Source organism: Pseudomonas sp. HLG18, assembly GCF_051903985.1.
Taxonomy (GTDB): Bacteria; Pseudomonadota; Gammaproteobacteria; order Pseudomonadales; family Pseudomonadaceae; genus Aquipseudomonas; species Aquipseudomonas fluorescens_BT.
Genome location: NZ_CP195831.1, coordinates 2,618,810 through 2,643,387, shown reverse-complemented (window position 1 = coordinate 2,643,387; position 24,578 = coordinate 2,618,810). Strand labels below are relative to the sequence as shown.

General features: G+C 61.5%; 22 protein-coding genes. 9 read left to right on the top strand and 13 right to left on the bottom strand.

Annotation, left to right across the window (positions count from 1 at the left end; translation table 11 throughout):
- Nucleotides 1-81 precede the first annotated feature (81 nt).
- Nucleotides 82-477: a DUF4280 domain-containing protein gene (locus tag ACSPX5_RS12085; protein ID WP_169430836.1), complete on the top strand. Its 396-nt coding sequence runs from the start codon at nt 82-84 to the stop codon at nt 475-477.
- A gap of 209 nt (nt 478-686) precedes the next feature.
- Here the strand turns inward: ACSPX5_RS12085 and ACSPX5_RS12080 are convergent, their stop codons facing one another.
- The 11 genes from ACSPX5_RS12080 to tssB form a co-directional block, all read right to left on the bottom strand.
- On the bottom strand, nt 687-1,229 hold the full coding sequence (locus ACSPX5_RS12080; protein WP_439821777.1) for a toxin-antitoxin system YwqK family antitoxin: 543 nt from the start codon (nt 1,227-1,229) through the stop codon (nt 687-689).
- A 12-nt stretch (nt 1,230-1,241) separates the two neighbouring features.
- Nucleotides 1,242-3,251 carry a type VI secretion system tip protein TssI/VgrG gene (gene tssI, locus ACSPX5_RS12075; protein ID WP_439821776.1) on the bottom strand — a complete coding sequence of 670 codons (2,010 nt, stop codon included), beginning with the start codon at nt 3,249-3,251 and terminating at the stop codon, nt 1,242-1,244.
- A gap of 32 nt (nt 3,252-3,283) precedes the next feature.
- Complete coding sequence (locus tag ACSPX5_RS12070) at nt 3,284-3,865, bottom strand: hypothetical protein (protein WP_169430833.1); 582 nt, start codon at nt 3,863-3,865, stop codon at nt 3,284-3,286.
- An 82-nt stretch (nt 3,866-3,947) separates the two neighbouring features.
- Complete coding sequence (locus ACSPX5_RS12065; protein WP_439821775.1) at nt 3,948-4,586, bottom strand: YopT-type cysteine protease domain-containing protein; 639 nt, start codon at nt 4,584-4,586, stop codon at nt 3,948-3,950.
- A 37-nt stretch (nt 4,587-4,623) separates the two neighbouring features.
- Nucleotides 4,624-7,164 (bottom strand): type VI secretion system ATPase TssH, encoded by a 2,541-nt coding sequence (tssH, locus tag ACSPX5_RS12060; protein ID WP_323160236.1) that lies wholly within the window; start codon nt 7,162-7,164, stop codon nt 4,624-4,626.
- 1 nt (nt 7,165) lies between these two features.
- A complete protein-coding gene (gene tssG, locus ACSPX5_RS12055) occupies nt 7,166-8,191 on the bottom strand; it encodes a type VI secretion system baseplate subunit TssG (RefSeq protein WP_439821774.1) in 1,026 nt (341 codons plus the stop codon).
- Nucleotides 8,155-9,948 (bottom strand): type VI secretion system baseplate subunit TssF, encoded by a 1,794-nt coding sequence (gene tssF / locus ACSPX5_RS12050; protein ID WP_439821773.1) that lies wholly within the window; start codon nt 9,946-9,948, stop codon nt 8,155-8,157. Before tssF ends, tssG begins: the two co-directional genes overlap by 37 nt.
- Entirely contained in the window at nt 9,932-10,375 is a 444-nt protein-coding gene (tssE, locus tag ACSPX5_RS12045; protein WP_207866402.1) for a type VI secretion system baseplate subunit TssE, read from the bottom strand. Before tssE ends, tssF begins: the two co-directional genes overlap by 17 nt.
- A gap of 15 nt (nt 10,376-10,390) precedes the next feature.
- Nucleotides 10,391-10,888, bottom strand: a complete 498-nt coding sequence (locus ACSPX5_RS12040; protein WP_169430827.1) for an Hcp family type VI secretion system effector — start codon at nt 10,886-10,888, stop codon at nt 10,391-10,393.
- 77 nt (nt 10,889-10,965) lie between these two features.
- Nucleotides 10,966-12,450 (bottom strand): type VI secretion system contractile sheath large subunit, encoded by a 1,485-nt coding sequence (gene tssC, locus ACSPX5_RS12035; protein ID WP_169430826.1) that lies wholly within the window; start codon nt 12,448-12,450, stop codon nt 10,966-10,968.
- Nucleotides 12,451-12,479: 29 nt separating this feature from the next.
- Nucleotides 12,480-13,022, bottom strand: coding sequence for a type VI secretion system contractile sheath small subunit (gene tssB, locus ACSPX5_RS12030; RefSeq protein ID WP_169430825.1), 543 nt, complete (start codon nt 13,020-13,022; stop codon nt 12,480-12,482).
- Between the two features lie 228 nt (nt 13,023-13,250).
- Between tssB and ACSPX5_RS12025 the strand changes: the two genes are divergently transcribed.
- Genes ACSPX5_RS12025 through tssA form a run of 5 tightly spaced genes read left to right on the top strand, consistent with a single transcriptional unit; the run spans nt 13,251 to nt 20,755 of the window.
- On the top strand, nt 13,251-13,697 hold the full coding sequence (locus tag ACSPX5_RS12025; protein ID WP_085732262.1) for a type VI secretion protein: 447 nt from the start codon (nt 13,251-13,253) through the stop codon (nt 13,695-13,697).
- 46 nt (nt 13,698-13,743) lie between these two features.
- Nucleotides 13,744-15,075: a type VI secretion system baseplate subunit TssK gene (gene tssK, locus ACSPX5_RS12020; RefSeq protein ID WP_439821772.1), complete on the top strand. Its 1,332-nt coding sequence runs from the start codon at nt 13,744-13,746 to the stop codon at nt 15,073-15,075.
- 18 nt (nt 15,076-15,093) lie between these two features.
- Nucleotides 15,094-15,858, top strand: a complete 765-nt coding sequence (locus ACSPX5_RS12015; protein WP_323160240.1) for a DotU family type IV/VI secretion system protein — start codon at nt 15,094-15,096, stop codon at nt 15,856-15,858.
- The gene (locus ACSPX5_RS12010) at nt 15,855-19,676 is read left to right on the top strand and encodes a type VI secretion system protein (RefSeq protein ID WP_439821771.1); all 3,822 of its coding nucleotides are present in this window, start codon (nt 15,855-15,857) and stop codon (nt 19,674-19,676) included. The genes ACSPX5_RS12015 and ACSPX5_RS12010 overlap by 4 nt, the downstream gene beginning before the upstream one ends.
- The gene (tssA, locus tag ACSPX5_RS12005; protein WP_439821770.1) at nt 19,673-20,755 is read left to right on the top strand and encodes a type VI secretion system protein TssA; all 1,083 of its coding nucleotides are present in this window, start codon (nt 19,673-19,675) and stop codon (nt 20,753-20,755) included. The genes ACSPX5_RS12010 and tssA overlap by 4 nt, the downstream gene beginning before the upstream one ends.
- On the opposite strand, the gene ACSPX5_RS12000 is transcribed toward tssA, so the two are convergent.
- Both ACSPX5_RS12000 and ACSPX5_RS11995 read right to left on the bottom strand, forming a co-directional pair.
- Nucleotides 20,752-21,720: a 2-hydroxyacid dehydrogenase gene (locus ACSPX5_RS12000; protein ID WP_169430820.1), complete on the bottom strand. Its 969-nt coding sequence runs from the start codon at nt 21,718-21,720 to the stop codon at nt 20,752-20,754. The genes tssA and ACSPX5_RS12000 overlap by 4 nt on opposite strands.
- A 172-nt stretch (nt 21,721-21,892) precedes the next feature.
- Nucleotides 21,893-22,276: a tautomerase family protein gene (locus tag ACSPX5_RS11995; RefSeq protein ID WP_439821769.1), complete on the bottom strand. Its 384-nt coding sequence runs from the start codon at nt 22,274-22,276 to the stop codon at nt 21,893-21,895.
- A gap of 270 nt (nt 22,277-22,546) precedes the next feature.
- Between ACSPX5_RS11995 and ACSPX5_RS11990 the strand changes: the two genes are divergently transcribed.
- The 3 genes from ACSPX5_RS11990 (at nt 22,547) to ACSPX5_RS11980 (ending at nt 24,489) form a co-directional block, all read left to right on the top strand.
- A complete protein-coding gene (locus ACSPX5_RS11990; protein ID WP_323160243.1) occupies nt 22,547-22,741 on the top strand; it encodes a hypothetical protein in 195 nt (64 codons plus the stop codon).
- A gap of 42 nt (nt 22,742-22,783) precedes the next feature.
- Nucleotides 22,784-22,954 (top strand): hypothetical protein, encoded by a 171-nt coding sequence (locus ACSPX5_RS11985; RefSeq protein ID WP_323160244.1) that lies wholly within the window; start codon nt 22,784-22,786, stop codon nt 22,952-22,954.
- Between the two features lie 254 nt (nt 22,955-23,208).
- The gene (locus ACSPX5_RS11980) at nt 23,209-24,489 is read left to right on the top strand and encodes an HAAAP family serine/threonine permease (protein ID WP_169430818.1); all 1,281 of its coding nucleotides are present in this window, start codon (nt 23,209-23,211) and stop codon (nt 24,487-24,489) included.
- Nucleotides 24,490-24,578: the final 89 nt, after the last annotated feature.

Sequence of the window (24,578 nt, the reverse complement as noted above, 5' to 3'; positions counted from 1 at the left end):
AATCACCTTTGGGAATGTGCGCGGCGGGCCGCAGGCGACTAAGGTTTAGCGCGTATGCCTTGTTCACACAGGAGCTTTGAAATGGGCTGCCCGCAAGTCTGTGCCAGCGCTACCCTGCAATGCAGTTTCGGCGCCGCGCCGGCGGTGCTCAACGTGCTGCCGGTCAACCGCACGCTGACCGGCGGGATGCCGGCGGCGAACATCATGGATCACATTCCGCTGGTCAATGTCACCCCGTTCGGCATGTGCATGAGCATGGCCAATCCGATGGTCGCCGCTGCCACGGCTGCGGCGCTGGGCGTACTGACACCGATGCCGTGCATTCCCGCCACCGCCACGCCGTGGATCCCCGGCGGCGCACCGACCCTGCTGCTGGGCGGGATGCCGGCGATCGATGCCAACAGTACGTTGATGTGCAACTGGGCGGGGGTGATCAAAATCGTGATGCCTGGGCAGATGCAGATGTTGATTCCCTGAGCTTCTTTGCTTGTCGTTAAATCCATGGCCCTCACCCCAGCCCTCTCCCGGAGGGAGAGGGAGCTGACCGAGGTGTCATTCGCCCTACATCGACCTGAACGACCGAGTCGATTATGGATTCAGCGCAAATCTTTCACGTCGGTGTAATTCGCCAATATCCCCCAATCGGTTCCCTCTCCCTTTGGGAGAGGGCTAGGGTGAGGGGCTTTTCAGGCCTGCTGCGGATCCGTCCATTTGCGAAACCACCAGCGCACCCGGGAAATCGGCTTGCCATCGGCATCCAGCGGCCGCCCGTCCTCGGCGAACCCTTGCTCCGGCTCCATCAATTGCCCATTCAAATATCGCGCGTCCACCGCCGGTTTGCCGTTGGGATGAAAGCGCTGATAACGCCCCTCGCGCACGCCATCGCGATAGACCTCGGCCTCCGCCACTTGCCCGTCGGGAAAGTAATTGAACGCCTCGCCATGCAATAACCCGCGCCGATAGGTCGCCTTGCGCTGCAGCCAGCCTTCGGGCGCATAGAAACTGGCGATGCCTTGCAGTTTGTCGCGCACGAACGGCATCTGCGCCGACACCTTGCCGTTGGGGTGATAGAGCAGGGACGTGCCCTGCAATTGGCCCTGACTGTATTTCAGGTCCGCCTGCTGGCGCCCGTCATCCTTGATACTCAACGGGCCATCGAGCTGACCGTCCTGCAGACGCCCCTTGAGGTGTTTGTCATCCTGCTGCAGATCCAGCGGTGTGATCGCCATGGCTTCTCCTTGTCAGTTGACCTGCACCAGCCCGCCCTTGATGGTCAGCATGCCGCCGCCGTCCACGGTCTGTGAGGCGGCGCCCTTGTTGGTCAGGCTGATGCCGGCGTCGTTGGTCAGCGTCGTCCCGGCCTTGTTGTCCAGCGAGGTACCGGCCTGATTGGTCATGGCGGTGCCGGCCTTCTGGGTGATCGAGGTGCTGGCGGAGGTCGCCAGATCCGCGCCGCTCTTGATCGTGAAACTGCCGCCGCTTTGCAGCGTAAGAGTGCCGCTGACCTTGATCGTCAGGTTGCCGTCCACCGTCAGGCTGTAGTCGCCGGTGACCTTGTCGGTGTAATTGCCGCCGGTACTGTGGTTCTGATCGGCGCCGACCTTCACCGTGCGGCTGTCCTTCACATCAAGGCTGTCGCTGCCGGTCTGGATCGTCACGCTGCGTTTGCCTTTCTCCAGCGTGACCGTTTCGTCGCCGTCCTTGACGGTGCGGGTGCGGGCGTTCTGCACCGTGAGGGTTTCGTCGTGGCCGACGGTGGCGGTGGTGTCGTTGAGTACGTTGATCTTCAGGTCTTTCTGCGCTTGCAGGAACACCTCTTCGGCGTCCTTCTTGTCCTCGAAACGCAGCTCGTTGAAACCGCCGCCGCCCTTGGACGACTGGGTCTTGATTCCCGACTGGGTCTGGTTCGCCGGCAAGGCATAGGGCAGGGCGTTGTCGCCGTTGTACACACAACCGGTGACCAGCGGCCGGTCCGGGTCGCCGTCGATAAAGGTCACGATCACCTCCTGACCGATGCGCGGCACAAACTGCATGCCGAACCCCTTGCCGCTCCAGGGCAGCACCACGCGCACCCAGCAGGAACTGGTTTCATCGTTCTTGCCGTCGCGATCCCAAGGGAACTGCAACTTGATCCGGCCGTATTCATCGGTCCAGATTTCCTCGCCGGACTTGCCGACGACGATGGCGGTTTGCGGATGCATGCGCGGTTTGGGTGTGAGGCGTTGCGGGCGAAAGGGCGTGGCCTTGGGGATCGCCTCGAAGCGGTTGCGATAGTTTTCATGACTGGCGTCGTGGATGACCCGCGTGATGACCCAATCGATGTTCAGGCTTGCGTCTTCGTGGCCGTCGAGGGTGAACCAGTGACCCGGAATCAGCCAGCGGCAGTCGCTTTCGCCGACAAAACGTTTCTCCTCGCTGCGCAGCCCGTCGACCCGCTGCTTGGTCAACGCATCGCCCCGGGCCTTGGCGTTGTAACCGCCGGGATGCTCATAGATCGAACGCGGCCCGGCCACGGCTTCGGCCTGACCGTAGAGCGAGGTGGTCGGCGTGGTGAACTCGTAATCCGTCGCCTTGTACACGCCGGCCACCGCTTGCAGACACACCTGGCCCGAACGGATGCCGTGCAGCTCGCGCTCGCCCATTTGCTGGCCCAGATATTTGACCTTCGGCCCGTTGGGGATCTGTACGAAAGCATCGTTGCTGTCACCCAGCACCAGCGTGTGCTTGCCGTCCTCGTGGGTGAAGAACCAGAAGATGCCTTCCTCTTCCAGTAGCCGTGAGACGAAAGCGAAATCGCTCTCGCCATACTGCACGCAGTATTCCCTGGGTGCGTAGCTTCCGGTCAGCGAGAGTTTGAAATCGGTGAAACCGTGGGCATTGAAGATTGTGGTGACAATGTCGGAGGTGGCGAGGTTCTGGAATACGCGGTTGTTGCTGGCCAGGGTCAGCCACCAGAGCCATGGCCTTAGAACCAGTTGATAGCGCTCGGCGGTGGCATCGGCGGGGAGCTGGCGGATCTCGGCGACCAGAGCGTCGAACGGGCGCAACTGCGCATCGTTGTGCAGGGTGGTGGTGACGTGGGTGGCGATGGCGCTGGTCAGGGTCAGAGAAGTGCCGTCGTTGAGCCCGTTGAGGGTTTGCGAGCCCAGAACGTTGAGCGCCTCGTCGCCGGACAGCGAATCAGGGTAAAGCGCCGACAGCGCGGTGGCGGTGAGGGACAGGGTGGTGTTGCTGTCGGTAGACCGGGGCATGAGCTGACCTCAGCTGTTGGTAGAGAAAAAGCTCACCACCTGAACGTACCGCCTTTCCCATGGATTGCAGCCTGGTTGTCACTGACCCACCCATCCATCTCTCTCTCGTTTCCATAAACGTAGCTGTACATCACCACCGAGTTTCTAATGTAAGGCTCGAGTTGCGGCCCACAAAGCGGGCAGGGGCTGAGTTCGATATAGATACGTGTAACGAAGTTGCTGTAATCACCGTCAGGGAGCGCAACACTGTTGATCGCCTGAACCAACGCACTGATTTCAGCGTGCCCGCGAAGGGTTGTGACGACTTTTTTGGTTGTTGTTGTGTAGTTTCCGAGAAGGTCCAGTTTCAGTGCACTGTCGCCGAATTTGTACATCAGTACGCCGCGTGAGGCATCAAAGTGTTCGACGACGGCAAAACAGGTTCCATGGGAGGCGCCCGAGCCGGCCAAGGCTCGGCGAGTTGAAGAGGATTCATGGCAGATGGTGGCCAAGTCAGGAATCGTCCCACCGTTGGTGGCGTGATTGGCCGCCAGCCAGTTGGCGTATAGCGGGTTTGTTCCTGTCATTGCGACATTGCCTCCTGAGTAACGACCGACTTTATGTATCTCTGCCATGGCAATCTCCGCTGGGATTCTTTCTGTTCGCGTCGTCAACAGGCGGTAACAAAAATTAGTCTGTCCCCTTATAAAGTGCTTTTCAGCTGAACCCCCAAAGCCGATACCCCGTCGACAGACCCTGTTTGTAAGCCGTTGCGACCGCATCCATGCAAAGGGCTACGCCTTGGGCACCCTCCAGCTTGAATTCGCCAAAATTGGGATCGAAAAATACGCAGCTGCTGCTTTTGCCAAACAGTACCCAAGGTCGGTAAAAGGCCACGGAATGCCCGCCGAGCGTGCCTTTGATCGACAGAATGAAGTAGCGACAAGACGAGGTGAGCACGAACTCGCCGATGGCTTTACCGGCAGTGGCGAAGCTCTGGTAGGTTTCCGCTTTTGTCTGGCCCAGCGATCCCACCCCACCGGTTCTCAATGCCCCCAGGGTCGCGGCTGACGGGGATCCGGGCGTATCGCCGCTGATGTCCACATACTCTGACTGGAAGTCCGAGGCCTGGCGCGCCGTCTTCTGTTCGTGCAGCAGTCCGGTTTTCATCGTTGGCTTGACGATGTCCTTGAGGTAGTCGTTGCCTTTTTTCTTGGCGATGAGCCATGCGGTGCTGACACCCCGGCAGATGCCGTCCCGGTTGTCGGCGACGAGCAAAAGAAAGCTGGACTGACCGAAGTTGTAGATGCCTTCGCCATGTCCGTCGATTTTGTCGCATATGGCCTTGTAGCTCATGTTGCCTCCCTGTTTCCGGCGATGCGCTCGCGCACAGCTACTCCAACACCCACTCCGCCAACTTCCCCGTCACCTGCGTCATCAACACGTTCTCGACATCCCGCGCACCTGCCGCACTGCATTTGGCGAGCACGGCTTTAACGATTCCCGAATCGAACTCGAACTGTTTGCCGGTCGCTGCCTTGTAGCGGCCCCGCAGTTTTTCCAGCTTCGCCAGCACAATCCCTTCCAGCGTTGCTTCATCCAGCGGTCGATAGGCGACCACCGTCATGCGTGCCAGAAACGCCGGGCGGAAGGCTTGCAAAAGGACTTTGTGCAGCGCCTCGTTGAAGGCTTCAGAGCCGATGTGTGACGCGGGAGTGTCGAGCAACAGTTCAGCCCCGACGTTACTGGTGGCGAGCATTACGGTGTTCTTGAAGTCGACAACCAGCCCCGTCCCGTCTTCCATCAAACCTTTGTCGAACACGTTGTAAAACGCTTCCAGAACATCCGGGTGCGCCTTCTCGATTTCATCCAGCAACACCACCGAATACGGTTTGCGCCGTACCGCTTCCGTCAGTACGCCGCCACTGCCGTAACCAACATAGCCGGGTGGGGCGCCCTTGAGCTGGCTGACGGTATGGGCTTCCTGATATTCGGAAAGGTTGATGCTGATCAGGTTGCGTTCGCCGCCATACAAGGCATCCGCCAGTGCATACGCGGTTTCGGTTTTACCAACGCCCGTAGGTCCAACCAGCAGGAACACGCCAACCGGTTTCTGCGGGTCGGTCAGTCCGGCGCGGTAGGCCTGGAGGCGCTGCGCGATGGTCGAGAGCGCCGTGGTCTGGCCCATCACACGCAAGCCCATGCGCTGTCCGAGGGTGCGCACGGCATGAGCTTCGTCGGCAAGCATTTTGCCGACGGGAATACCGGTCCAGCCTGCAATAACAGCCGCGACGGTCTTGCTGTCCACCTGTTCGGGCACCAGCGGGTCGTCCTGGCGAATCGCATCGAGCCCGGCCTCCAGGCGCAGCAGTTCGGCGGCCAGATGATCGATGCGGCTGTCGGTGGCTTCGTCGGGTTTGTCGCTGTCGGCGCGTTCGCTGAGGTCGAGCAGTTCTCGGCGGGTGTCGAGCAGTTCGCGCACGGCCACGCGCTCTTCGCTCCAGCGGGTTTCCAGTTCGCGGATGGCCTGGACGTTGGTCTTCGATTCGCTCTCCAGCAAGGTGATGCGCTCGCGATGATCCAGCCCGGTGGCCTGTTCGCGGCGCAGGCGTTCGACTTCTTCTTTCAGGCTTTGCTGGCGATGGCGCAGGCTCTCCAGCGGTGGCGGCACGTCGTGCTGACCGAGGGCGACCCGGGCGCAGGCGGTGTCGAGGACGCTGATGGCCTTGTCCGGCAACTGGCGGCCGGAGATGTAGCGATGGGAGAGTTTCACCGCTTCGTGGATCGCTGCGTCCAGCACTTGCACCCCGTGGTGCTGTTCCAGTTTTGCTGCCACGCCACGGAGCATTTCCACGGCGGTGATTTCGTCCGGCTCTTCCACTTGCACCAACTGAAAGCGGCGGGCGAGGGCCGGGTCTTTTTCGAAATACTTTTTATATTCCATCCAGGTCGTGGCGGCCAACGTGCGCAATTCACCTCGGGCCAGCGCGGGTTTGAGCAAGTTGGCCGCGTCGCTGCCGCCTTCGGCACCGCCAGCGCCGATCAGTGTGTGGGCCTCGTCGATGAACAGGATGATCGGCTTGTCGGCGCTGCGAACCGCGTCGATCACACCTTTGAGCCGCTGTTCAAATTCGCCTTTGACCCCGGCCCCGGCCTGCAACAGACCGAGATCGAGCACCCGCAAACTGACTTCCTGCAACGACGGCGGCACGTCCCCGGCGGCGATGCGCAGCGCCAGGCCTTCGACCACGGCGGTTTTGCCAACGCCCGGCGCACCGACCAGAATCGGGTTGTTCTGCCGGCGTCTCAGAAGAATGTCGATGCACTGACGAATCTCGCCGTCGCGACCGACAATCGGGTCAATGCGCCCGGCGTGAGCATCGGCGGTCAGATCCTGGGTGTATTGATCGAGCACCGAGTCTTGCCGTGGTGTTGGACTCCCCGAAGATACAGAGCGCGGGCCAACGTGCTCACGAGAGTTTTCCGTCCATTCCAGCAGGTTTGCGCGCAACGCTTCTTTCGGAATTCTCAGCAGCGACGAAGCACTGTTGAGCAATAAGCTGCGGCGCTCGTCACGGTCGATCAGCGCCAGCAACAGCAGCCCGGAACGAATACTCTCGACGCCCAACACACTGGCCTGTACCACGGCGTCTTCCAGCAATCCCAGGGTGTGCGAAGACAACGCCGGCGTGCGCGTGCTGCCAGCCTTGAACAGGTCCAGCGCCTTGTTGATCTCCGCCGTCAGCGCATCACGCTCCAATCCAAAACGCGGCAGCAGAAAGGCAAAATCGCCGCCCTCGATATCCAGCAACTCCAGCAACAGATGCTCGATCTCGACAAAGTGATGTCCGCGCTGCAAGCACCGTTGCGCGGCACGTTCGAGGGCGCGGCGGTTGTCCGGGTTGAGGCGTCCGATCAGGCTGGCCAGTTCCATTTCAGGTGATCTCCAGCTGACGCAGGCGGGTTTCGATCCGTTGCACGGCCAGGCTGGTCTGGCGTTGCAGGCCACCGTTCCAGCTCAACAGGACCGGGGTTTGTCGGCCGAGTTGCAGCGGCCCGGCACCGCGCACCAACAGCACCAGTTTCACGTCCAGATCCGGGCCGAAATACAGTGCAGCGAGGCTCGCCAGCGCCGGATGCGTTTCGCCGTCCGGCAGAAAGCGTCCGGCCTGCGCCGAAGACAATGGCCCGAGCGTCAGGCGAATCCCGGCGTGTTCATCCCACACCCGAGTACCGGCGACAGCGCTGCGGCCGAGTTGCAGATTGCGTCCCCCCGCCTTCATGACGCTGCGGCTGGCACGTGGAATCTCACGCCACGCCCCTTCATAGGCGCTCAGTTCCACCGCCACGGCAAATTGCTCGCGGACAATCGCCGCGAATCCGGCCAACGACCGACGGCCATCGGCGTACAACGCCGTGCAGGCCAGAACGGCGCAGTCGGGAATTGCCTGGCGCTCTTGCAGGGATTTGGGCAACAACCCGGTCAGCGCCCGAAGTTGCGCCTGCACCGGCGAGGCGCCGGGCGTGGTGAAACCGAGGGCGATCCGGTGTTTGCGCATCACCTTGTACAGCAGGCTCAGCAACCGATGCTGGAACAGGTCGAGGAACTCGGCGGGTGCATGATCCTTGGCTCGCGCCCGTTGTTGCAGCCATTCCTGATAGGCGTAAGGCAGCGGGCCGTCGGGGCCGCCGAGGCCGAACATCGGCGAGTTCAGGGTCAGCGGTTCACCGGGGATTTCCTCCAGGCTTTCGATCTGGCTGGCGGCGAACAAGGGGGTCAACGGCCCGCGCAATTTCAGCGCTTCGGCCTGTGGCGATGTACCCGAACCGAGGGAGTCGGCCTGCGGCTGTTCGCGCTCCAGCAACAGCAACGCCTGCAACCATTCGAACGCCTGCGGATCACGGCGCAGGCGCTGGCTGAGGGTCAGAGCGACAGAGGCATGCCGGCTTGGGGTTGCCATGCCTTGACCTCCTTGTCTGCCTGCATGAGCACGGTGCGCACAAAGCGATTGGCCGTGGCGTACACCGAAAAGAACTGCGCGAGCACCGCTGAAAACAACACCGCGCTGCTACCGACAAAATGCTGTGGATCGAGCTGCAGTTGCACTTCAAGTCCGTTGCGCAAGCCGCGCCAGGCGTCGGCGCCGACATGGCCGATCACCCGCTCGCAACCGAGGCTCACCAGACCTTCAATCTGGCGCAGGGCGCTGGCCTCATCGCGCAGGTTGTGCAGGGTGAGGATTTCCTTCAGTGCATCCAGCGCCTGCGGCCCTTCGACCAGCGACAGATGATTGAGGGTCAGTTGCGACACCAGCCGCCAGCGCGAATCGCCGTTCAGTCGCGGCAGACTCTGCGGGCTCGGCGGATTGCGCAGGCGTGCCCACGCCACCGGGCCCGGCCGCTCGAACCCCAGCGGCGTACCGGCGGGCAGGCTCTGGGCCAGATGCCGATTGGTGCACAGCAGTTCGGCGGTCAGGCTGTAATCGGGCAGGTCGGTCTGCGGTTCGAAACGGGTGTCGACGACGCTGACCAGAAGATCGCTGCCGAGCCGGTTCGGCGTCTGCCCGTTGACCCGTCGTGCATGCCAGTAACGTTGCCGGTCAGCGCTGCTGTGCTGGCTGCCGAAATACGCCGGCAGCCGTTGCACACCGCTGGCGGAGCTGGCGCGGATGCCACGAATGCTGTGGATTTCGACGCTGTTTTCCCGGTGGCTGTCGGCGACCAGTCGATACTCGCTGCGGGTGCCGTCCGGGCGCAGCGGCTCCGAGGTGCGCGGAAACAGGTTGATCACCGGCGCGCAGCCGAGGGTGATGTCGCTGGCCTGCAAGTGCAGGCGACCGGCCGGGGCTCGGTCAAAAACGATGTAGAGGTACAGCGTCTGGCTGTCACTCGAAACGCCGGACAGTGGCAGATCAAAGAAGTGGAATTTGTCCGGGAACGCGAAGTACTCGGCCAGCAGGCGCATGCCCGGATGCACGCCGTCTTCGTCCGGCAGCAGCGCTTCGTCGTCTGCAAAACCGACGATCCTCGGCAGGCCTTTCACGCTGGCGGGAATGCTCCCCGGCGAGCCGGCCAGTACCTGCACCGCGTGGGCGCCGAGCAGGTCATAGAGGCTGGCGTTGACCACCGGAGACGCGGCCAGGTGAATGCGCAAGTGTTCGATACCCAGCTCCGACCACTGGCTGTCGCCCAGGCAGCGCAGACTCAGACGCAGCGCCGAACGGCACTGCGCCACACCGGTCAGGGCCTGCGCTTCATCGCTTCCCAGCAACAAGGCTTCGCTGACTTCGACCGGCCACAGACGCACGGCGGCACTGGTGCGAAAGTGAAGGCTTTCGCCCTTGCTGGTGGTGACGAACAGCGGCGTGTCCCGGGGCAGGGGATAGCCGCCGTCGAGGTTGCCTTTGCTCGGGTCCGGTTCGAACTGGACGATGGCGCAGGACGGCAACGGGCGCATGGCCAAGGGATAAAGCTGTTCGAGCAATGCGTCGCTGAACTCGGCGTAGTCGTCATCCAGCCGCCGCTGCAGACGTGCGGCGAGCAGGGCGAAACCCTCGAGCAATCGCTCGACGTGCGGATCCGGGCATTCACCGGGAGACAGCTCCAGCCGCCTCGCGACTTTCGGATAGCGTTCGGCAAACTGGCTGCCGGCATGGCGCAACCAGGTCAGTTCACGTTGGTAATAGTCGAGCAGTTGCGGGTCAATCGAGTCGCTCATGGCGCACCTCCAGCCCTTCGTTGCCGGGCTCGATGACAAAGGCCACCGGCCAGTGCTGCGAGCCGCTGCGCAATTCGCCGAGCAGGCGGATGCTCAATCGCTGTGGCTGTTCGGGGAGGGGATTGACCTGAACCTCGCCCAGCAGCAGGCGCGGTTCGAAATGGGTGATGGCCTCGCGAATGTCCCGCGTCAGCCGACGACGGTCATCGCTGCGCTGCTGTTGCAGAGCGCTCCAGTCGGCGATGCCGTAATCGATCACGCTGGGGGGCACCGTCAATGTGCGCGGGCCACGGCGGGTGTTGAACAGGCGCGCCAGTTCGGCGTGCACCGAGTCGAGCAGGCTCTGACGATCGAACGCCTGCACGCCGTCCGCCTCACCGGACGCGAGGCGTTCGAACAGCGGCGGGAGAATTCCCGAGCTTGTCATGGCCGTTGCGTCCGGTTACTTGCCGGCCTTGTTCGCGGCCAGGTCCCAGACCGTGCCGGCGGTGCCTTCCTTGGTGCCGTCGTCTTTTTGCGCGGTGAGTTCCCATTTGATCTTGGTGAAGTTCAAAGAAAGCGTCTCCACCGGTTTGCCACCGGTGCCGCCACTGACGCTGACGTTGGAGATCACCACGTTGGTCAGGGTGTAGATGATGAACGGCATGATCTGCCCGCTGCCCTCGGCGGCGTTGCGGCCGATGGTGATCTTGGCTTCCGGGATCGGCTTGCCCGCGCAGCAATATTCGTTGAGCGAAGGGGTCGAGCTGTCGATGAATTTGGTCAGGGTAAATTCACCGATGTGCGGCCGGCCGGAGGTGCGCTCCGAGTTGCTGACGTCGTTGGTCACCTGCATTGCCACGTTGTGGCTGTAGGACATGACTTCGATCTTGTCCTTGTAGCCCTCGAGCAGGCTGTCGCCTTTGATGTCGCCGCCGAGGTCGAGAATGATTGCATCCATCGCTTGTAACTCCTGAAGGGTGTCGCGCTAGACAAACAGGGGAGCGCCCGCAGGAATATCCTGCGGGCGCAGGCGGGTCAGGCGGCTACCGGAGGCGGCAGCGTGGCGACCAGGCGGATCGATGCCGTCAGTTCTTCCAGCTGGAAGTGCGGCCGCAGGAACACGGTTGCGCGATAGGCACCGGGTTTGCCGGCGACTTCGGTGACGTCCACACGCGCTTCACGCAGCGGGTATTGCGCCTTGATTTCCTGCGGTGCGTTGTCGTTGATCAGCACGTAGTCGGCGATCCAGTTGTTGAGGTAGGTCTGCACGTTGTCGCGGGTCATGAAGCTGCCGACCTTGTCGCGCATGATCACCTTCAAATAATGAGCGAAACGCGATGCCGCGAGCACGTAAGGCAACATCGCCGAGATGCGTGCGTTGGCATTGGCCTCATTGGTGTTGTAGACCTTGGCTTTGTTGGTGGTCTGGCCGCCGAAGAACACCGCGATGTCGCTGTTCTTCTTGTGACACAGGGCGATGAAGCCGAGGTCGTTGAGTTCTTTCTCGCGGCGGTCGGTGATCGCCACTTCAGTCGGGCATTTGAGCGACAGGTCGCCGGAGCTGGTGCGGAAGGTGTGTGCCGGCAAGCCTTCGACCGCGCCGCCACCTTCAGCACCACGGATTGCCGCGCACCAGCCGTACTTGGCAAAGGCTTCGGTGATGCGTTGCGACAGCGCCCATGCGGCATTGCCCCACAGGTATTTGCTGTGATCGGTGCCATTGGTGTCTTCGACGTAGTTGATGCCTTCCACCGGCGAAGTGTCCGGGCCGTAAGGCAGACGCAGCAGGAAGTGCGGCAGCACCAGCGAGACGTAGCGCGAGTCTTCGCTTTCACGGAACGAGCGCCACTTGATCAGTTCCTGACTCTCGAAGACCTTCGACAGGTCTCGCGGCACGGCCAGTTCGGTGAAGCTGTTCATGTCGAACAGACGCGGGCTGGCAGCAGCAATGAACGGGGCGTGAGCAGCGGCGGCAACGTTCGACAGTTTCTCCAGCAAGCCGATGTCCTGCGGGTGACGGCCAAAGGTGTAGTCACCCACCAGCAAGCTGAACGGGTGACCGCCGAAGGTGCCGTATTCCTCTTCGTAGATCTTCTTGAACAGGGCGCTCTGGTCGAATTCGACGGCTTTTTCCAGGTCGTTCTGCAGCTCTTTCTGCGTCACGTTGAGCAGTCGCAGTTTCAGCCGGGTGCTGGTTTCGGTGTTCTGCACCAGCATGTGCAGGCCACGCCAGGACGCTTCGAGTTTTTGCAGGTCCGGGTGATGCAGCACTTCGTTGAGCTGGGCGCTGATCAGCTCGTCGATCTGGCTGATGCGGTCGTTGATCATCGCCACGGTGTCCTTGTCGATGGCCATGCCTTCGTCAAGTACCTGGGTGGCGAATTCCGCGAGCATGTCGCGGGCGTAGTCCTGCTGGCTGTCGTCATGGGCCATGCGGCCCTCGGCGATGATCCGGTCAAGCAGGGATAAAGTCTCGGCGGCAGCATTTTCGCTGGCTTGATTCTGGGCGGCGGCGGGCATGGCGAATTCTTCCTCGGTCAGGTGGACGATCAGGCTTGCGGTTCGGCCGGGGCCTCGGCATCAGCGGCCGGGACAGCGGTGTCCGGGCGAGCCGATTTGATCTCTTGCAAGCCTTCGGTGTTGGCGATGACATCGCGCAACAGCTTGTCGAGATCGTCGTTGCCGTCGAGTTTGGTCAGCAGGTCGCGCAGGCGCTGACGGGCCTCGAACAGGCGGCGCAGCGGGGTGACTTGCTCCACCACCTTGACCGGGTCGAAATCGTCGATGTGTTTGAAGTTGAGCTCGATGTTCAGCTTGCTGTCGTCGCCGCTGAGGGTGTTGTTGACTTGCAGCGTGGCGCGGGGGCCGATGGAGGCGAGCACTTCGTTGAAGTTGTCGCGGTCGATTTCGGTGAAACGGCGTTCGGTCAGTTTTGCCAATGGTTCGAGCGGCTTGCCCGAGAGGTCGGCCAGGATCCCGACGACCAGCGGCAATTCCTTTTTCTCGATGGCGTTGCCGATTTCGACGTCATAGGTGATTTGCACTCGAGGCGGGCGAACCCGGTCGAGCTTGTGCTGGGTACTTTCTGCCATGTCGGCGGACTCCGATGCGATGAGCGGGCGCAATGCATCGGGGAGGCCCGTTCATCGCTTTCCCTTGCTGGACCACAGGTTAGAAAGGGAGGCAGATGACCTGTCGTTCCTTTGACAAACCTTCCACATTCGGCTGTAGGAACCGAACTACCCAAGACGCTAGAACAGGTCTATAAAAATGCAAGCGAAAAACTTTTTTGGACTGGATCACGAAAAGGAAAATTCATTTTGTCTTCACGACTTTTTCTAACAATCGGCTTTGCGCTGCTTGCCGGTTGCTCGTTCTTCGGGCCGAAAGTGGACCTCGACAGCCTGACCCTCGACGTCGCGCCCAAGGCCAATGACGACACGCCGATCGCCGTGGATTTCATCGCGGTCAATGACCCTGATCTGCTCAAGCAACTGTCGGGCATCAGTGCCCAGCAGTGGTTTGCCGGGCGCGAGCAGTATCAGCGCGACTATCGTCAGTTGATGAGCGTGTGGGGACTGGAGCTGGTGCCGGGGCAATTCATCGATCGCCAGCCGTTCCCTTTGGGGGGCAAGCGGGCGGCTGGACTTTTAGTCTTCGCCAGCTATAACACACCCGGAGCGCACCGCTTGCGGCTGGATGATCAGAGCGATGCATGGCTCAAGTTCGACAGCCGCGAGATGACGCTGGTCAGCAAGGAAAACTGAAACACACCGTCCGCCGCCGGTTCGCGGTGCAGTCGAAGGGAGTCGTATGAGTCTGCTACCTGACGCGGTCTGCTGGCATGAAGGCATGCAATTGCTGCCCCAGCACTTTCAGTTGCAGGGTCTGCGGGCCGAGGCGCTCGGTGCGCATCTGGCCCAGGCCTGCAATCCGTGGTTCTTTGGTGTCAGTCAGATGGCGTTCGACCCTTCGGCGATGAGTGCGGGGGTCGTGCGAGTGTTGTCGTTGCAGGGGACGATGCCCGACGGTTTACCGGTCAATCTACAGGCGGGTGTCGGGCCTGCACTGGAGCTGGATGTCGGCTCGTCGATCGGTGAAACCGATGACGCTACCGTCACGGTGTACCTGGCCATCAGCCCTTTGTGGCGTGCCGGTCAACTGCTGCCGCTCAAGGGACGTTTGCAGTCGGTGGTCGGCGAAGCGTTGCCCGATCTCACCAGCGGTGAATTTCCCGAATCGATTACGGTATGGCGACCCAATCCGCGTCTGTGCACGCAACTGAACAAAGCCGATTCGATCTGCCTGCCACTGCTGAAAGTCCGCAAGGAGGGCGGCGGTTTTTTGCCGTTGCCCTATACGCCGCCGACGCCGGTCCTGTTGCCGGAGTCGCCGCTGGGGCGGCGGATCGCCGGGCTCTGCGCGCGAGCCCGGGAGAAATGCCTGTTCCTGGGCGGGCGCCTGCGTCAGGCACAGCAGTCAGGCAATCAGGACGATGCGCTGGAGATTCGCCGTCAACTGACCGCGTTGTGGTCGCGTCTACCGGAAGTCGAAGGCTCGCTGAACAGCCGCATTGCTCATCCGCAGGCGTTGTATGTGCAGTTGCTGGGCCTGGCCGGGGCGTGGTCGGCGCTGGACCCGCTGGCAGGCGTACCGTCGTTTGCGCCGCTGGATTTTTTCGAGTTGCAACTCGGTTACGAGCCGTTGCTGGAGTGGCTGGAAACCACCCTGGAGCTGATCCGTGCGGGTTACCGCAGCATCGCATTCGAACGCAGCGAACACAGTTTTTCCATTCAGTTGCCGGACGAGCAGCCGAGCCAGCGGCTGGTCATCGGCCTGCGCATGCCCAACGGCGCCAGCGAGCAGGCGGCCGGCGAATGGCTGCGCGGCGCGATCATCGCCTCGGCGCCGCACATCGCCTTGCTCAGCCGCCAGCGCATGAGTGGCTTGACGCACCAGGCCATGAGCCGCAACGAGCAAGTGGCCTACAGCGTGGGTGATGACACCCGGCTGTTTGTGGTGACGGCCGAAGGCAACTGGTTCGACGCGCAATTGCCGCTGGTGATCGCCGCTCCCGCCACCCGGTTGACCAGCAGTCCGTGGCAAGTGGTGCTGTTTGTTGCCCAGAACAGTGAACGTGCCTGATCACACAAGGAACGCCGTATGTCGCAAGGAAGTGTCGCAAACCTTGGGTTGCAGGACGCACCGCTGAGCAGCGCGTTCCGTCAGGCGTGGCAGCAATGGCAACTGGACTGGAGTCAGTTGCCCAAGGACAGCGATGACGAAGCGGCGCTCGTGGAGACCGTCGTCGAACTGTCGACCCAGGCGTCCCAACGGTTGTGGCGTACGGCGTATTCGCGGGTCGGCGATTCGGCCACCGAGCAGGTCAAGGCGCTGGTGTATGCCTTTGTGGCGCTGGTTGATGAAACATTGCTGTTCAGCCCGTGGCCGGGCCAAGTGGCGTGGCAGGACAAACCCCTGGAGTCACGCTTGTACTCGAGTCGTCAGGCCGGTGAACAGTTGCCGGCTGCAATTCAAACCCTGCTCGATGAACAACAGCCCACCAGTCGCGACCTGGCCAATGTCTATCTGCAATGTTTGATTCTCGGTTTTCATGGCCGCCTGCGTGGCGAGCACAGTCAGGCGCAGCTGGAGAAATGGCGTCTGGCGTTGTTCAGTTTTGCCTGGCAGGACGACGCCAGTTACGAAGGCGTGAGCCAGCGGCTGGTGCAGCCTTCGTGGGTCCCGCCGTTGCAGTTACCGGTACGTACCGCGTTGCCGGACGGTTTTCGACTGGCGTTGGGCATGCTGGCGATGGTGCTGCTCTTGACCGGGATCGGTCAGTTTCTCTGGCGTGACATTCGTTCCGAGCTGGAACCGGTGTTGCAGATGATCGACTCGGTGACGGTGTCGGAGCAGGATTCATGAGCACACTGACGATTGTCGCCTGGGTCGTCGCCGTGCTGTTGTTGCTGGTGATCATCGCCGTGGCGGTGTGGTGGCTGCGCACACGGAGCGGTGCGGCGATTCGCAGCTTCTACGGTGCCGTGCGCCATATGGAGCAGGAACAGGGCAGTCGCGATCGCTATCAGATGCCGTGGCTGCTGTTGCTGGGCGATGAAACCCAGGGCACCCAGCTGGTGACTGAATGGCGCTTGCAACCCACGGACAAACCCGCGTGGTTCGGCCGTTGGTGGTCTGACCCCGAGGGGGCGGTGCTGGTGGTGCCACAGGCGCTTTTTCTGCCGGACGAAGGCATGCATTTGCAGCGCGGCGGCTGGTGGCGCCTGCTCGGGCTGATCTTGCGCCTGCGCAGCAAACGCCCGCTGGACGGGGTGATCTGGACGGTTCCGGCCAGCCGCCTGAGCAATCTGGAACAGGCCACGCAGCTCGGTCTGGCCGCGCGACGGCGCTTCATTGATCTGCTGCAGCGCTTCGGATTGAGTGTGCCGATCTATGTGATCGTCACCGGGCTGGAAGAACTGCCCGGGTTTCAGGAACTGATCAGCGCGTTGCCCGAGCAAGCCCGCGAGCGCACCCTGGGCTGGTCGTCACCCTATGCGCGCGACGCGGTGTGGCAGGGGCAGTGGAGCGATCAGGCGCTGGATCGCCTGCATCGTGCCGTCGCCGAAGCGGTCATCGAAATCGGCACGTTGTCCGGGTACCTGAGCGCCGATCTGTATGCCTTGCCAGAGCGCCTGGAAACATTGCGTCGTGGTTTGCAGAACGTGCTCGAGCCGGTGTTCCAGGGCAATGCGCAGGGTGAGGCGCCGTGTTTTCGCGGAGTATATTTGAGTGCCAGTCAGCCATCGGAAGATGCGCTGGACGGATTCTCCGTTGACGACAGTGGCCTGCAGCGCAGCGCGTTCATGCGTCCCTTGTGGCGCCAGCGGCTTGTAGGCGAGCGGGGCCTGGCTCTGGGCGTACCGCGCCTGTTGCGCTTGCGCCAGCGCTGGCAGCGGGTGACTGCCGGCATTGCGCTGGTGGTCGGGGTGATCTGGGCGGTGGCGATGGTCTGGGTCTGGCGCGATTCGGTCAGGGATGCTCACGAACTGGCGCGACTGATGCAGAGTGCGCAGAAAAGTTATGTCGCGGTCACCGACGATGAGCACCGTGTCGAGCCAACCCGGCGCAACGTGCAGGGTTTCTGGCGGGTGCTGGAGCGCGCGCCGCACTGGCATTACGTTTCGCTGGCGTTTCCGGCTTCGTGGTTTTCCTCGGTGGACGTAAAGATCGAACGGGCACTGTTCAAGTCTGCGCAACGCCAGATGGTGCAGCCGTTGCACGATCTGCTGTTGGCGGAGCTGGCGAAGATCAAGGCGATCCGCGCCACCGATCGGCGCGCCAGCATTGAAAGCGAAGACCCGGCGCAGTGGCAGAACTACCAGAAGGCCACGGATCTGGTCGACCGGGCGTTGCGTCTGGAACAGCAGAACCAGTTGTTTGCCGAGGTGCAGAACAATCAGCGCGCTCCGCTGGAGGATCTGGTGCAGTTGAGCAACAGCGCGCTGTCGTTGAACCTCAACGCTGCCACGGTTCCCCATTCCGCGTATTACAACCGTCTGCTGGCGGCGGGTGATGGCGGTGACTTGCAGGCGCTGGACCTGAGTGTCGAGCGGCCGCTGATCGTCAGTAACTTCAACGGACTTATGGAGCGCTGGCTCGATCAGTATTTCCTCGCCGACAACTTCGTGAGCAAGGCCGGCTACCTCAAGTTGCATCTCGAAAAACTGGAGGCCGGGAGCGGTAACAACCTCAATGAGCTGGAGGATCTCACCGCGCTCATCGACGACCTGCAAGCGGCGGTGGCCCTGACCAATTCGGCCTGGGGCCGGGGCAAGGGACAGGAGCTGGTACCGGGCTATCGCGAGTTTCTCGACAAGGTGCGCAAGAGCGCGCTGCTGGGGCCGCCGGTCCAGCAACAACTGGACATGCAGGCGAACAAGCTGCAACAGAGTTTTCGTGACCAGTGGATCGCCCAGGTCGGCTCGCGCGGCAACCTGCTGGTGCAGCAAGGGAGCGGTCAACTGGCGTTGCAGGATCATGTCGTCAAACTGGACAACGCGGTGCATGCGCTGTTCAAGCGAGACTTCGTTTCGGTGGCGATGCGCGCCGATCAGGACAACGTCAACCTGCAAGGCCAGAACGTGGACGGCGATGACCTCGACACGTCGTTGAACTATTACGCGAGTTACAAGAGCTATCTCGCCGAAGAGCTGCCCCGCATTCCTCCGGCCTATCGCGGTGCGCTGCTGCAAGCAGCCCAAAGTGCTGCGGCCCAGGCCATGTGGCTGAGCCTCAAGGATCACAACGACCAGACTCATGCTTACGCAGTGTTCAACGTCAAGGCCGAGCAAGCCATGGCTCTGCAAAAGGCGTTTGTCGAAGTCCATCGCAGTGATCTGGCGGCTCGGCTGCAAGGTGCGCTCAACCGCCGGGCCTTGGCGCAGATCGTCAGCGGGCTGGATGAAATCACTGCACAACCGCTGTTCGGTGGCCGGACTGAAATCAGCCAGTGGGACGGCTCGAAAAACCTCGGCCTGCAACTGTACGGCGCCAGCGATGTGCAGGATTTGAAGCTGAGCCTCAAGCAGCAATTCAACACCATGCTCGGTATCACCGAGCGGCGTACATCGGCATTGCAGTGGCTGATGACCCAGCAGGGCAATCTGTCGGCGCTGGACTATGAACGGGTGACTCAGTTCAGCGCACTGAACGACGAACTGCTCAAATACAAGGATTCGAATCCGGCCAGTTCACCGGCGCAAATCGAGCAACTGGTCAGCCGCGATTTCATCGACATGGACACCGGCTCCTGCGTGCAGGTGCTGCAGACCGCCAATCTGGCAGGCGGGCGCGGCACGCTGGCAATGCGTGCAGTGGAGTTGCAACAGTCGGCCATGCAACGTTGTCAGTACCTGCAACAGCAGCAGGCCGCGGCGGCATGGAATGAACTGGCCAACTATTTCAATCAGTACCTGGCCGATCGCTTTCCCTTTGCCAGCGGCGTGCAGGCCCAGGATGCCGACCCGGCGCGGGTCCAGCACTTTCTGGAAATCATCGAGAAGCGCTTGCCGGTGGCCCAGGCCGGACTGGTTCTGAGCCAGACCCCGGAGCGGCTGGCGGCGGAAGATTTTCTCAACCGCCTGAAGCAGGCGAGCCTGTGGCTGACGCCGCTGTTCGTGCGTGACAAGAGCGGCATTCTCGGTGTCGAGATGGACGTTCGCTGGCGCACTGATCGTGATGATGAGCGCGGCGCCGATCAAGTGATCGCCGGGGGCTTGCTGGCCGGCAGTCAGCAAATCAGCTATCCCGCCGTCGAGCAGCCGAACCTGCGCTGGATGGTCGGCCAGCCGATCCGCCTGACCCTGCGCTGGGCGCGTAACGGTCGCGAGCGCCCGGTCAACGATCCACTGCAACCGAACCTGGTGGTGCGGGACCTGGAGGCAGGGTGGGAATATGGCGGGCCATGGTCGTTATTGCGGCTGATGCGCGCGCACTTTTCGGTCCTGCGCCAACCGAGCACGGATTACACGGATTTCCCGCTGACGCTGCGCTTGCCCGTGACTGCGCTCAACGACAGCGTGACCACCGAATTCACCCGCATGTTCGTGCGCCTGTCGTTGATGAGTCAGGGCTCGAAGCAGCCGTTGTCGATTCCGCCGTTGCCGACCCGGGCGCCGCGTTCGCCGTTCCAGGTGACCGCAACCACTGCGTCCATTGAATCTCGAAAGGAGGGCCTGTGAGTCTGCCATCTGCCACGTTGCCGAACCTGATGGATCAATTGCTCGCACCGATCAGCGAAGACGCGCCTTGTGGTGCGGATCTGCGTTACGAACATGAGTTCGATCTGATTCGCGAGCTGCGTCGTGAAGACGACGCGAGCCTGCCGACCGGGGTCTGGCAATCAACGCTGAAACAGGCGAACTGGCCGCAAGTGCAAAGGCTCACCACGACGTTGCTGATCGAGCGCAGCAAGGACCTGATGCTCAGTGCCTGGCTCGGCGAAGCCTGGTTGCATCAGCAGGGGCTGGACGGACTGCCTGGCAGCTTGGCGCTGATTGTCGGATTGTGCGAGCGCTATCCGGAACAGTTGCATCCACAGGCCGAGGAGGGCGACCAGTCGTGGCGCGTGATTCCGCTGGAGTGGCTGGTGCGCCGGTACAGTGAAGTGCTGCTGACCCGGGTGCCGCTGTTCGGTTCGCACAACAGCGATTTCGAGGCGTACAACCTGGAAAGCTGGCGCCGTCTGCAGGTGCAGCAGGTGCTGGTCAATGACAGCAAAAATGCCAAGGCTCTCGCTGAATCGGCACGCAATGAACAAAAGAAGCTCAGCGATCAGGTGCGTGCCACGCCGCTGGCGTTCTGGCTGCGGCAACAGGGCAACCTGCTGCTGAGCCAGCAACATCTGCAACGTCTGAGCGCCTGGAGTGATACGTATCTGGGCGATCAGGGGCCGGGATTACGGCCCCTGCAGGATATCCTTCAAGCGCTGCTGACTCTGGTCCAGGAGTTCATCGCCATGCATCCACAAAAACCGGTGCCGGTCGCACCTGTCGAAGCCCTTGCGGTGGAAGCGCAACCGGTCGATGAAGCGCCTGTCGCGGCGCAGGTCTTTCGTGAACCGGCGAGCCGTGAAGAGGCCTATCGGCAATTGCTGCTGATCGCCGAATACCTGGCCCGCACCGAACCCCACAGCCCCGTGCCTTATCTGATCCGGCGCGGGGTCGAGTGGGGCAACAAGCCGTTGAGCGAGTTGCTCGGCGAGTTGATCTCGGCCGACGCCGAGTCGCGGCGCTTGTGGACGTTGCTTGGCGTGCTTTAGTGCACGCGCTGGTTGTTCTGTTTTGGTGGCAGCGTCAGCGGTGTCAGTACCGGTTCTCCGGAAAAAAACGCCACCAGGTTTTTTCCTGCCAGTTCCACCGTACCCTGTGTGGCTTCCGGTGACAGGCCGGCCACATGCGGTGTGAGAATCACGTTGCTCAAGGTTTTCAGTGCATCCGGCACCTGCGGTTCGTGATCGAATACATCCAGTGCAGCGCCGGCGATCCGCCGTTGTTCGAGGGCGGTGATCAGGTCCGCGGTGTTTATGACACTGGCTCGAGCGATATTGACGATGAAGCCTTTCGGTCCCAGGGCATCGAGCACCGGGCGGGTCACCAGATGCTGGCTGCCAATACCGCCGGGCGTTGCGACCACGAGGAAGTCCGAGGCCCGGGCCAGTTCGGTCGGGGTGGAGCAAAACGCGTAAGGCACGTCACTGCGCACCTGACGGTTGTGGTAGCTGATCTCCATGTCGAAACCCAGGTTCGCCCGTTTGGCGATGGCCATGCCCACTGCGCCGAGCCCGAGAATCCCCAGCCGCTTGCCCGCCAGGGACGGGCGCATGATCTTCGGCCATTCACCCCGACGCACGGCGGCATCGCAGCGCGGAATGTCGCGTACCAGCGCCAGCAGCAATGCCATGGCATGGTCGGCCACCGACGAGGCGTTCACCCCGGCGCCGTTGGTTACGGTCAGGCCCCGATTGCTGGCGGCTTGCAGATCCACCTGCTCATAGCCGGCACCGATCACGCAGATGATTTTCAGTGCGGGCAGCGCGGCGATTTCTTCAGCGTACAAACCCAGCGGGCCTCGGGTCAGTACCGCGTCGATGCGGGTGCCATGGGTGGCAATGGCCTGGGCGCGTTCGGCGGGAGTCGGGGCGAGGATCAGGTGAAAGCCCTGTCGTTCAAGAATGGGCAGGTAGTCATTGATGGTTTCAACCAGTACCAGAACGGTGGCGGGCATTGCTCGGCTCCTTTGATCGTCGGTCTTCGGGCGCAAAAGTCGGTTCAGAGTGCTGATTCCAGAGCGGTTTGGCAATGGCTGGCGCGGCCCCGCATCAGGCAGTGTAGGAGCTGATGCGAGGAGCGCGCGGGTGCTTCGTCAGAAGGTGATGTCGGCGCGGGTGGTCACAGGATCAGGTCACGTACTGGGCGATGCCGTTGCCGAACGACCAGTTCTCTTTTTTCACTTCCACCAGATTGATGAACACGTCTTCCTGGCGCACGGCCAGTTGCTGGTTCAGGTTGCACGCGATGGTCTGGAACAGCCGTTGTTTCATCTCCACGGTACGGCCTTCGCTGATGGTCAGCTGGATGAACACGATGCCGTCGCTGCGCTGGATCCCAAGGTATTGCGGGTCATAGACGAAGTGCTGGTCGTCGTGCTCGGCCAGCACCTGGAAATTGTCGTGTTCCGGCACATTGATCTCGCTGCGCAGTGCGGCGTAGATCACTTCGCCAATGCGTTTGGCGAAAGTCGGGTCCGGGTTTTTCTTGATGTCGACGCGGACGAGGGGCATGGGATGGCTCCACAGGCGAGGGGACTGGACGGGGATTTCAGTCAATTCGCCATTGGGTATAGCCGAAAAATGCCAGTCAGTGAGGTTGTTTAAAAGCGATAGGAAATGGACGCACCGTCCTGCGGGATTTACGGATGTTGCCTACGAATACTGGTGGATTCATCCGCTATACGGTGGGATGAGAAACGCGAAAACATACAGGGGCACGCGGGGTGCTCTCAGGATGGAGCGGCAGCCTGAACGGGAATTGCCATCAGCCAAGGAAGGTCAATGCTTCAGAACGATCGTGAAAGTCTGGAACTCGACAGGCTAATGAATGAATCACGCAAACTTAGGGCTGAAAGGCAAAAGCTTCTGGCGGAAGTAAAAAAGCTGAACAGGGAGACGAACCTGTATCCACTCGCGGTTCTGGGTGGGGTGGTGACCGCAATCACTGCAGTAGCAAGTGTCTGTTTCAGGTTTTGAGCATGCGTTTTTCACAACAGTCAGCCACAAAAGGAAATCTACATGAGCACGTTCGACCGTAAGGCGATAATGGAAGAAGCAGACCGAGAGCACGATGAGTGGGTCGAGAAAATGCGAATCCAGGACAAAGACGATATGTACCCGATCTGGGGCATGCTGGGTTTCGGCATCTTTTGTATGTCTCTTGGCTTCATGTTGGCCCGATCGATCTGAACAGGCCCTCATGAGCAGGTTCGGCGCCGGCACATGCCATAAAACGACATTTTACGTATCTGTTGCCGACAGTCTTTTTCCCAAAAACGACAACGCTCCCATCTGCTCCGCACAACCATTCCTCAGCTAAGTCTTTGCTTCCGCTCATTTATCGCGGAGAATCGCGCCCCTGTTTCGGCCGGAGCATGTCTGTCGGTTTTTTCCGACGCGTCCTGACCGAGTGGCAAGTGACCGGAATGCGGAGATCCGACCGGATGAATGATCAGGCCAATAGCGTCGAACAACGCTTTGAAGCGGCAGCACCAGCCGAACTGTCGAGCTGGAATCGCCATGACACTACCTGGATGTTGGGACTGTTCGGGACGGCCATCGGCGCCGGTACCCTGTTTTTGCCGATCAACGCAGGTCTGGGTGGCTTCTGGCCGCTGGTGATCCTGGCGCTGCTGGCATTCCCTATGACCTTTTTTGCACACCGCGGCCTGACCCGCTTCGTGCTCTCCGGTCGTGAAGGCGCCGACATCACTGAGGTGGTGGAGCAGCATTTTGGCATCAAGGCCGGTGCGCTGATCACCCTGCTGTACTTTTTCGCGATCTTCCCGATCCTGCTGATCTATAGCGTCGGCCTGACCAACACCGTCGCCAGTTTCCTCGAACACCAACTGCACATCACGCCGCCACCGCGCGCGCTGCTGTCGTTCGTGCTGATCCTCGGCCTGCTGGCTGTTGTTCGTTGCGGCGAGCAGGTGATCGTCAAGGCCATGAGCCTGATGGTGTATCCGTTCATCGTCGCGCTGCTGTTCCTGGCGGTGTACCTGGTTCCGCACTGGAACGGCGGCATCCTGAGCACCGCTTCGCAGGTGCCGGCTCCGTCGGCGCTGTTGCACACGCTGTGGCTGGCGATTCCGGTGATGGTGTTCTCGTTCAACCACTCGCCGATCATCTCGGCGTTTGCGGTGGACCAGAAGCGTCGCTACGGCGTTCACGCCGACGAGCGCAGCTCGCAGATCCTGTCACGCGCCCACCTGCTGATGGTGGTGATGGTGCTGTTCTTCGTCTTCAGTTGCGTGCTGACCCTGTCGCCGGAACAACTGGCTGAAGCCAAGGCGCAGAACCTGTCGATCCTGTCGTACCTGGCCAACCACTTCAGCAACCCGACCATCGCGTTCGCAGCGCCGTTGATTGCGTTCGTGGCCATCTCCAAGTCGTTCCTCGGTCACTACATCGGTGCCAGCGAAGGCCTGAAAGGTTTGATCGTCAAGAGCGGCAAGCGCCCGGGCGCCAAGGCTCTGGATCGCATCGTTGCGGCGTTCATGCTGGTGGTGTGCTGGATCGTGGCGACCCTGAACCCGAGCATCCTCGGCATGATCGAAACCATCGGTGGTCCGGTCATCGCGGCAATCCTGTTCCTGATGCCGATGTACGCGATCCGCAAGGTGCCGGCGATGGCGCGCTATCGTGGTCAGGCGTCGAACGTGTTTGTCACCGCCGTAGGCCTGGTGGCGATTTCGGCGTTGATCTACTCGCTGGCGGCCTGATTCCAGTCCGGCAGCACCAGACGGGGGCGATCCATGCGCTCCCGTTTTCTGCAAATCCTCCCCGATGCCTGATCCAGGGCACACTTCCC

Excerpts from the sequence above, each read along its gene's own strand:
- ACSPX5_RS11995 (WP_439821769.1), bottom strand. The coding sequence starts at position 22,276 with ATGCCCCTCGTCCGCGTCGACATCAAGAAAAACCCGGACCCGACTTTC.
- tssK (WP_439821772.1), top strand. The coding sequence starts at position 13,744 with ATGAGTCTGCTACCTGACGCGGTCTGCTGGCATGAAGGCATGCAATTG.
- ACSPX5_RS12070 (WP_169430833.1), bottom strand. The coding sequence starts at position 3,865 with ATGGCAGAGATACATAAAGTCGGTCGTTACTCAGGAGGCAATGTCGCA.
- ACSPX5_RS12065 (WP_439821775.1), bottom strand. The coding sequence starts at position 4,586 with ATGAGCTACAAGGCCATATGCGACAAAATCGACGGACATGGCGAAGGC.
- tssF (WP_439821773.1), bottom strand. The coding sequence starts at position 9,948 with ATGAGCGACTCGATTGACCCGCAACTGCTCGACTATTACCAACGTGAA.
- tssC (WP_169430826.1), bottom strand. The coding sequence starts at position 12,450 with ATGCCCGCCGCCGCCCAGAATCAAGCCAGCGAAAATGCTGCCGCCGAG.
- tssI (WP_439821776.1), bottom strand. The coding sequence starts at position 3,251 with ATGCCCCGGTCTACCGACAGCAACACCACCCTGTCCCTCACCGCCACC.
- ACSPX5_RS12085 (WP_169430836.1), top strand. The coding sequence starts at position 82 with ATGGGCTGCCCGCAAGTCTGTGCCAGCGCTACCCTGCAATGCAGTTTC.
- ACSPX5_RS12040 (WP_169430827.1), bottom strand. The coding sequence starts at position 10,888 with ATGGATGCAATCATTCTCGACCTCGGCGGCGACATCAAAGGCGACAGC.
- tssB (WP_169430825.1), bottom strand. The coding sequence starts at position 13,022 with ATGGCAGAAAGTACCCAGCACAAGCTCGACCGGGTTCGCCCGCCTCGA.
- ACSPX5_RS12015 (WP_323160240.1), top strand. The coding sequence starts at position 15,094 with ATGTCGCAAGGAAGTGTCGCAAACCTTGGGTTGCAGGACGCACCGCTG.
- tssH (WP_323160236.1), bottom strand. The coding sequence starts at position 7,164 with ATGGAACTGGCCAGCCTGATCGGACGCCTCAACCCGGACAACCGCCGC.
- ACSPX5_RS11985 (WP_323160244.1), top strand. The coding sequence starts at position 22,784 with ATGAGCACGTTCGACCGTAAGGCGATAATGGAAGAAGCAGACCGAGAG.
- ACSPX5_RS12010 (WP_439821771.1), top strand. The coding sequence starts at position 15,855 with ATGAGCACACTGACGATTGTCGCCTGGGTCGTCGCCGTGCTGTTGTTG.
- ACSPX5_RS11980 (WP_169430818.1), top strand. The coding sequence starts at position 23,209 with ATGAATGATCAGGCCAATAGCGTCGAACAACGCTTTGAAGCGGCAGCA.
- tssG (WP_439821774.1), bottom strand. The coding sequence starts at position 8,191 with ATGGCAACCCCAAGCCGGCATGCCTCTGTCGCTCTGACCCTCAGCCAG.
- tssE (WP_207866402.1), bottom strand. The coding sequence starts at position 10,375 with ATGACAAGCTCGGGAATTCTCCCGCCGCTGTTCGAACGCCTCGCGTCC.
- ACSPX5_RS11990 (WP_323160243.1), top strand. The coding sequence starts at position 22,547 with ATGCTTCAGAACGATCGTGAAAGTCTGGAACTCGACAGGCTAATGAAT.
- ACSPX5_RS12000 (WP_169430820.1), bottom strand. The coding sequence starts at position 21,720 with ATGCCCGCCACCGTTCTGGTACTGGTTGAAACCATCAATGACTACCTG.
- ACSPX5_RS12080 (WP_439821777.1), bottom strand. The coding sequence starts at position 1,229 with ATGGCGATCACACCGCTGGATCTGCAGCAGGATGACAAACACCTCAAG.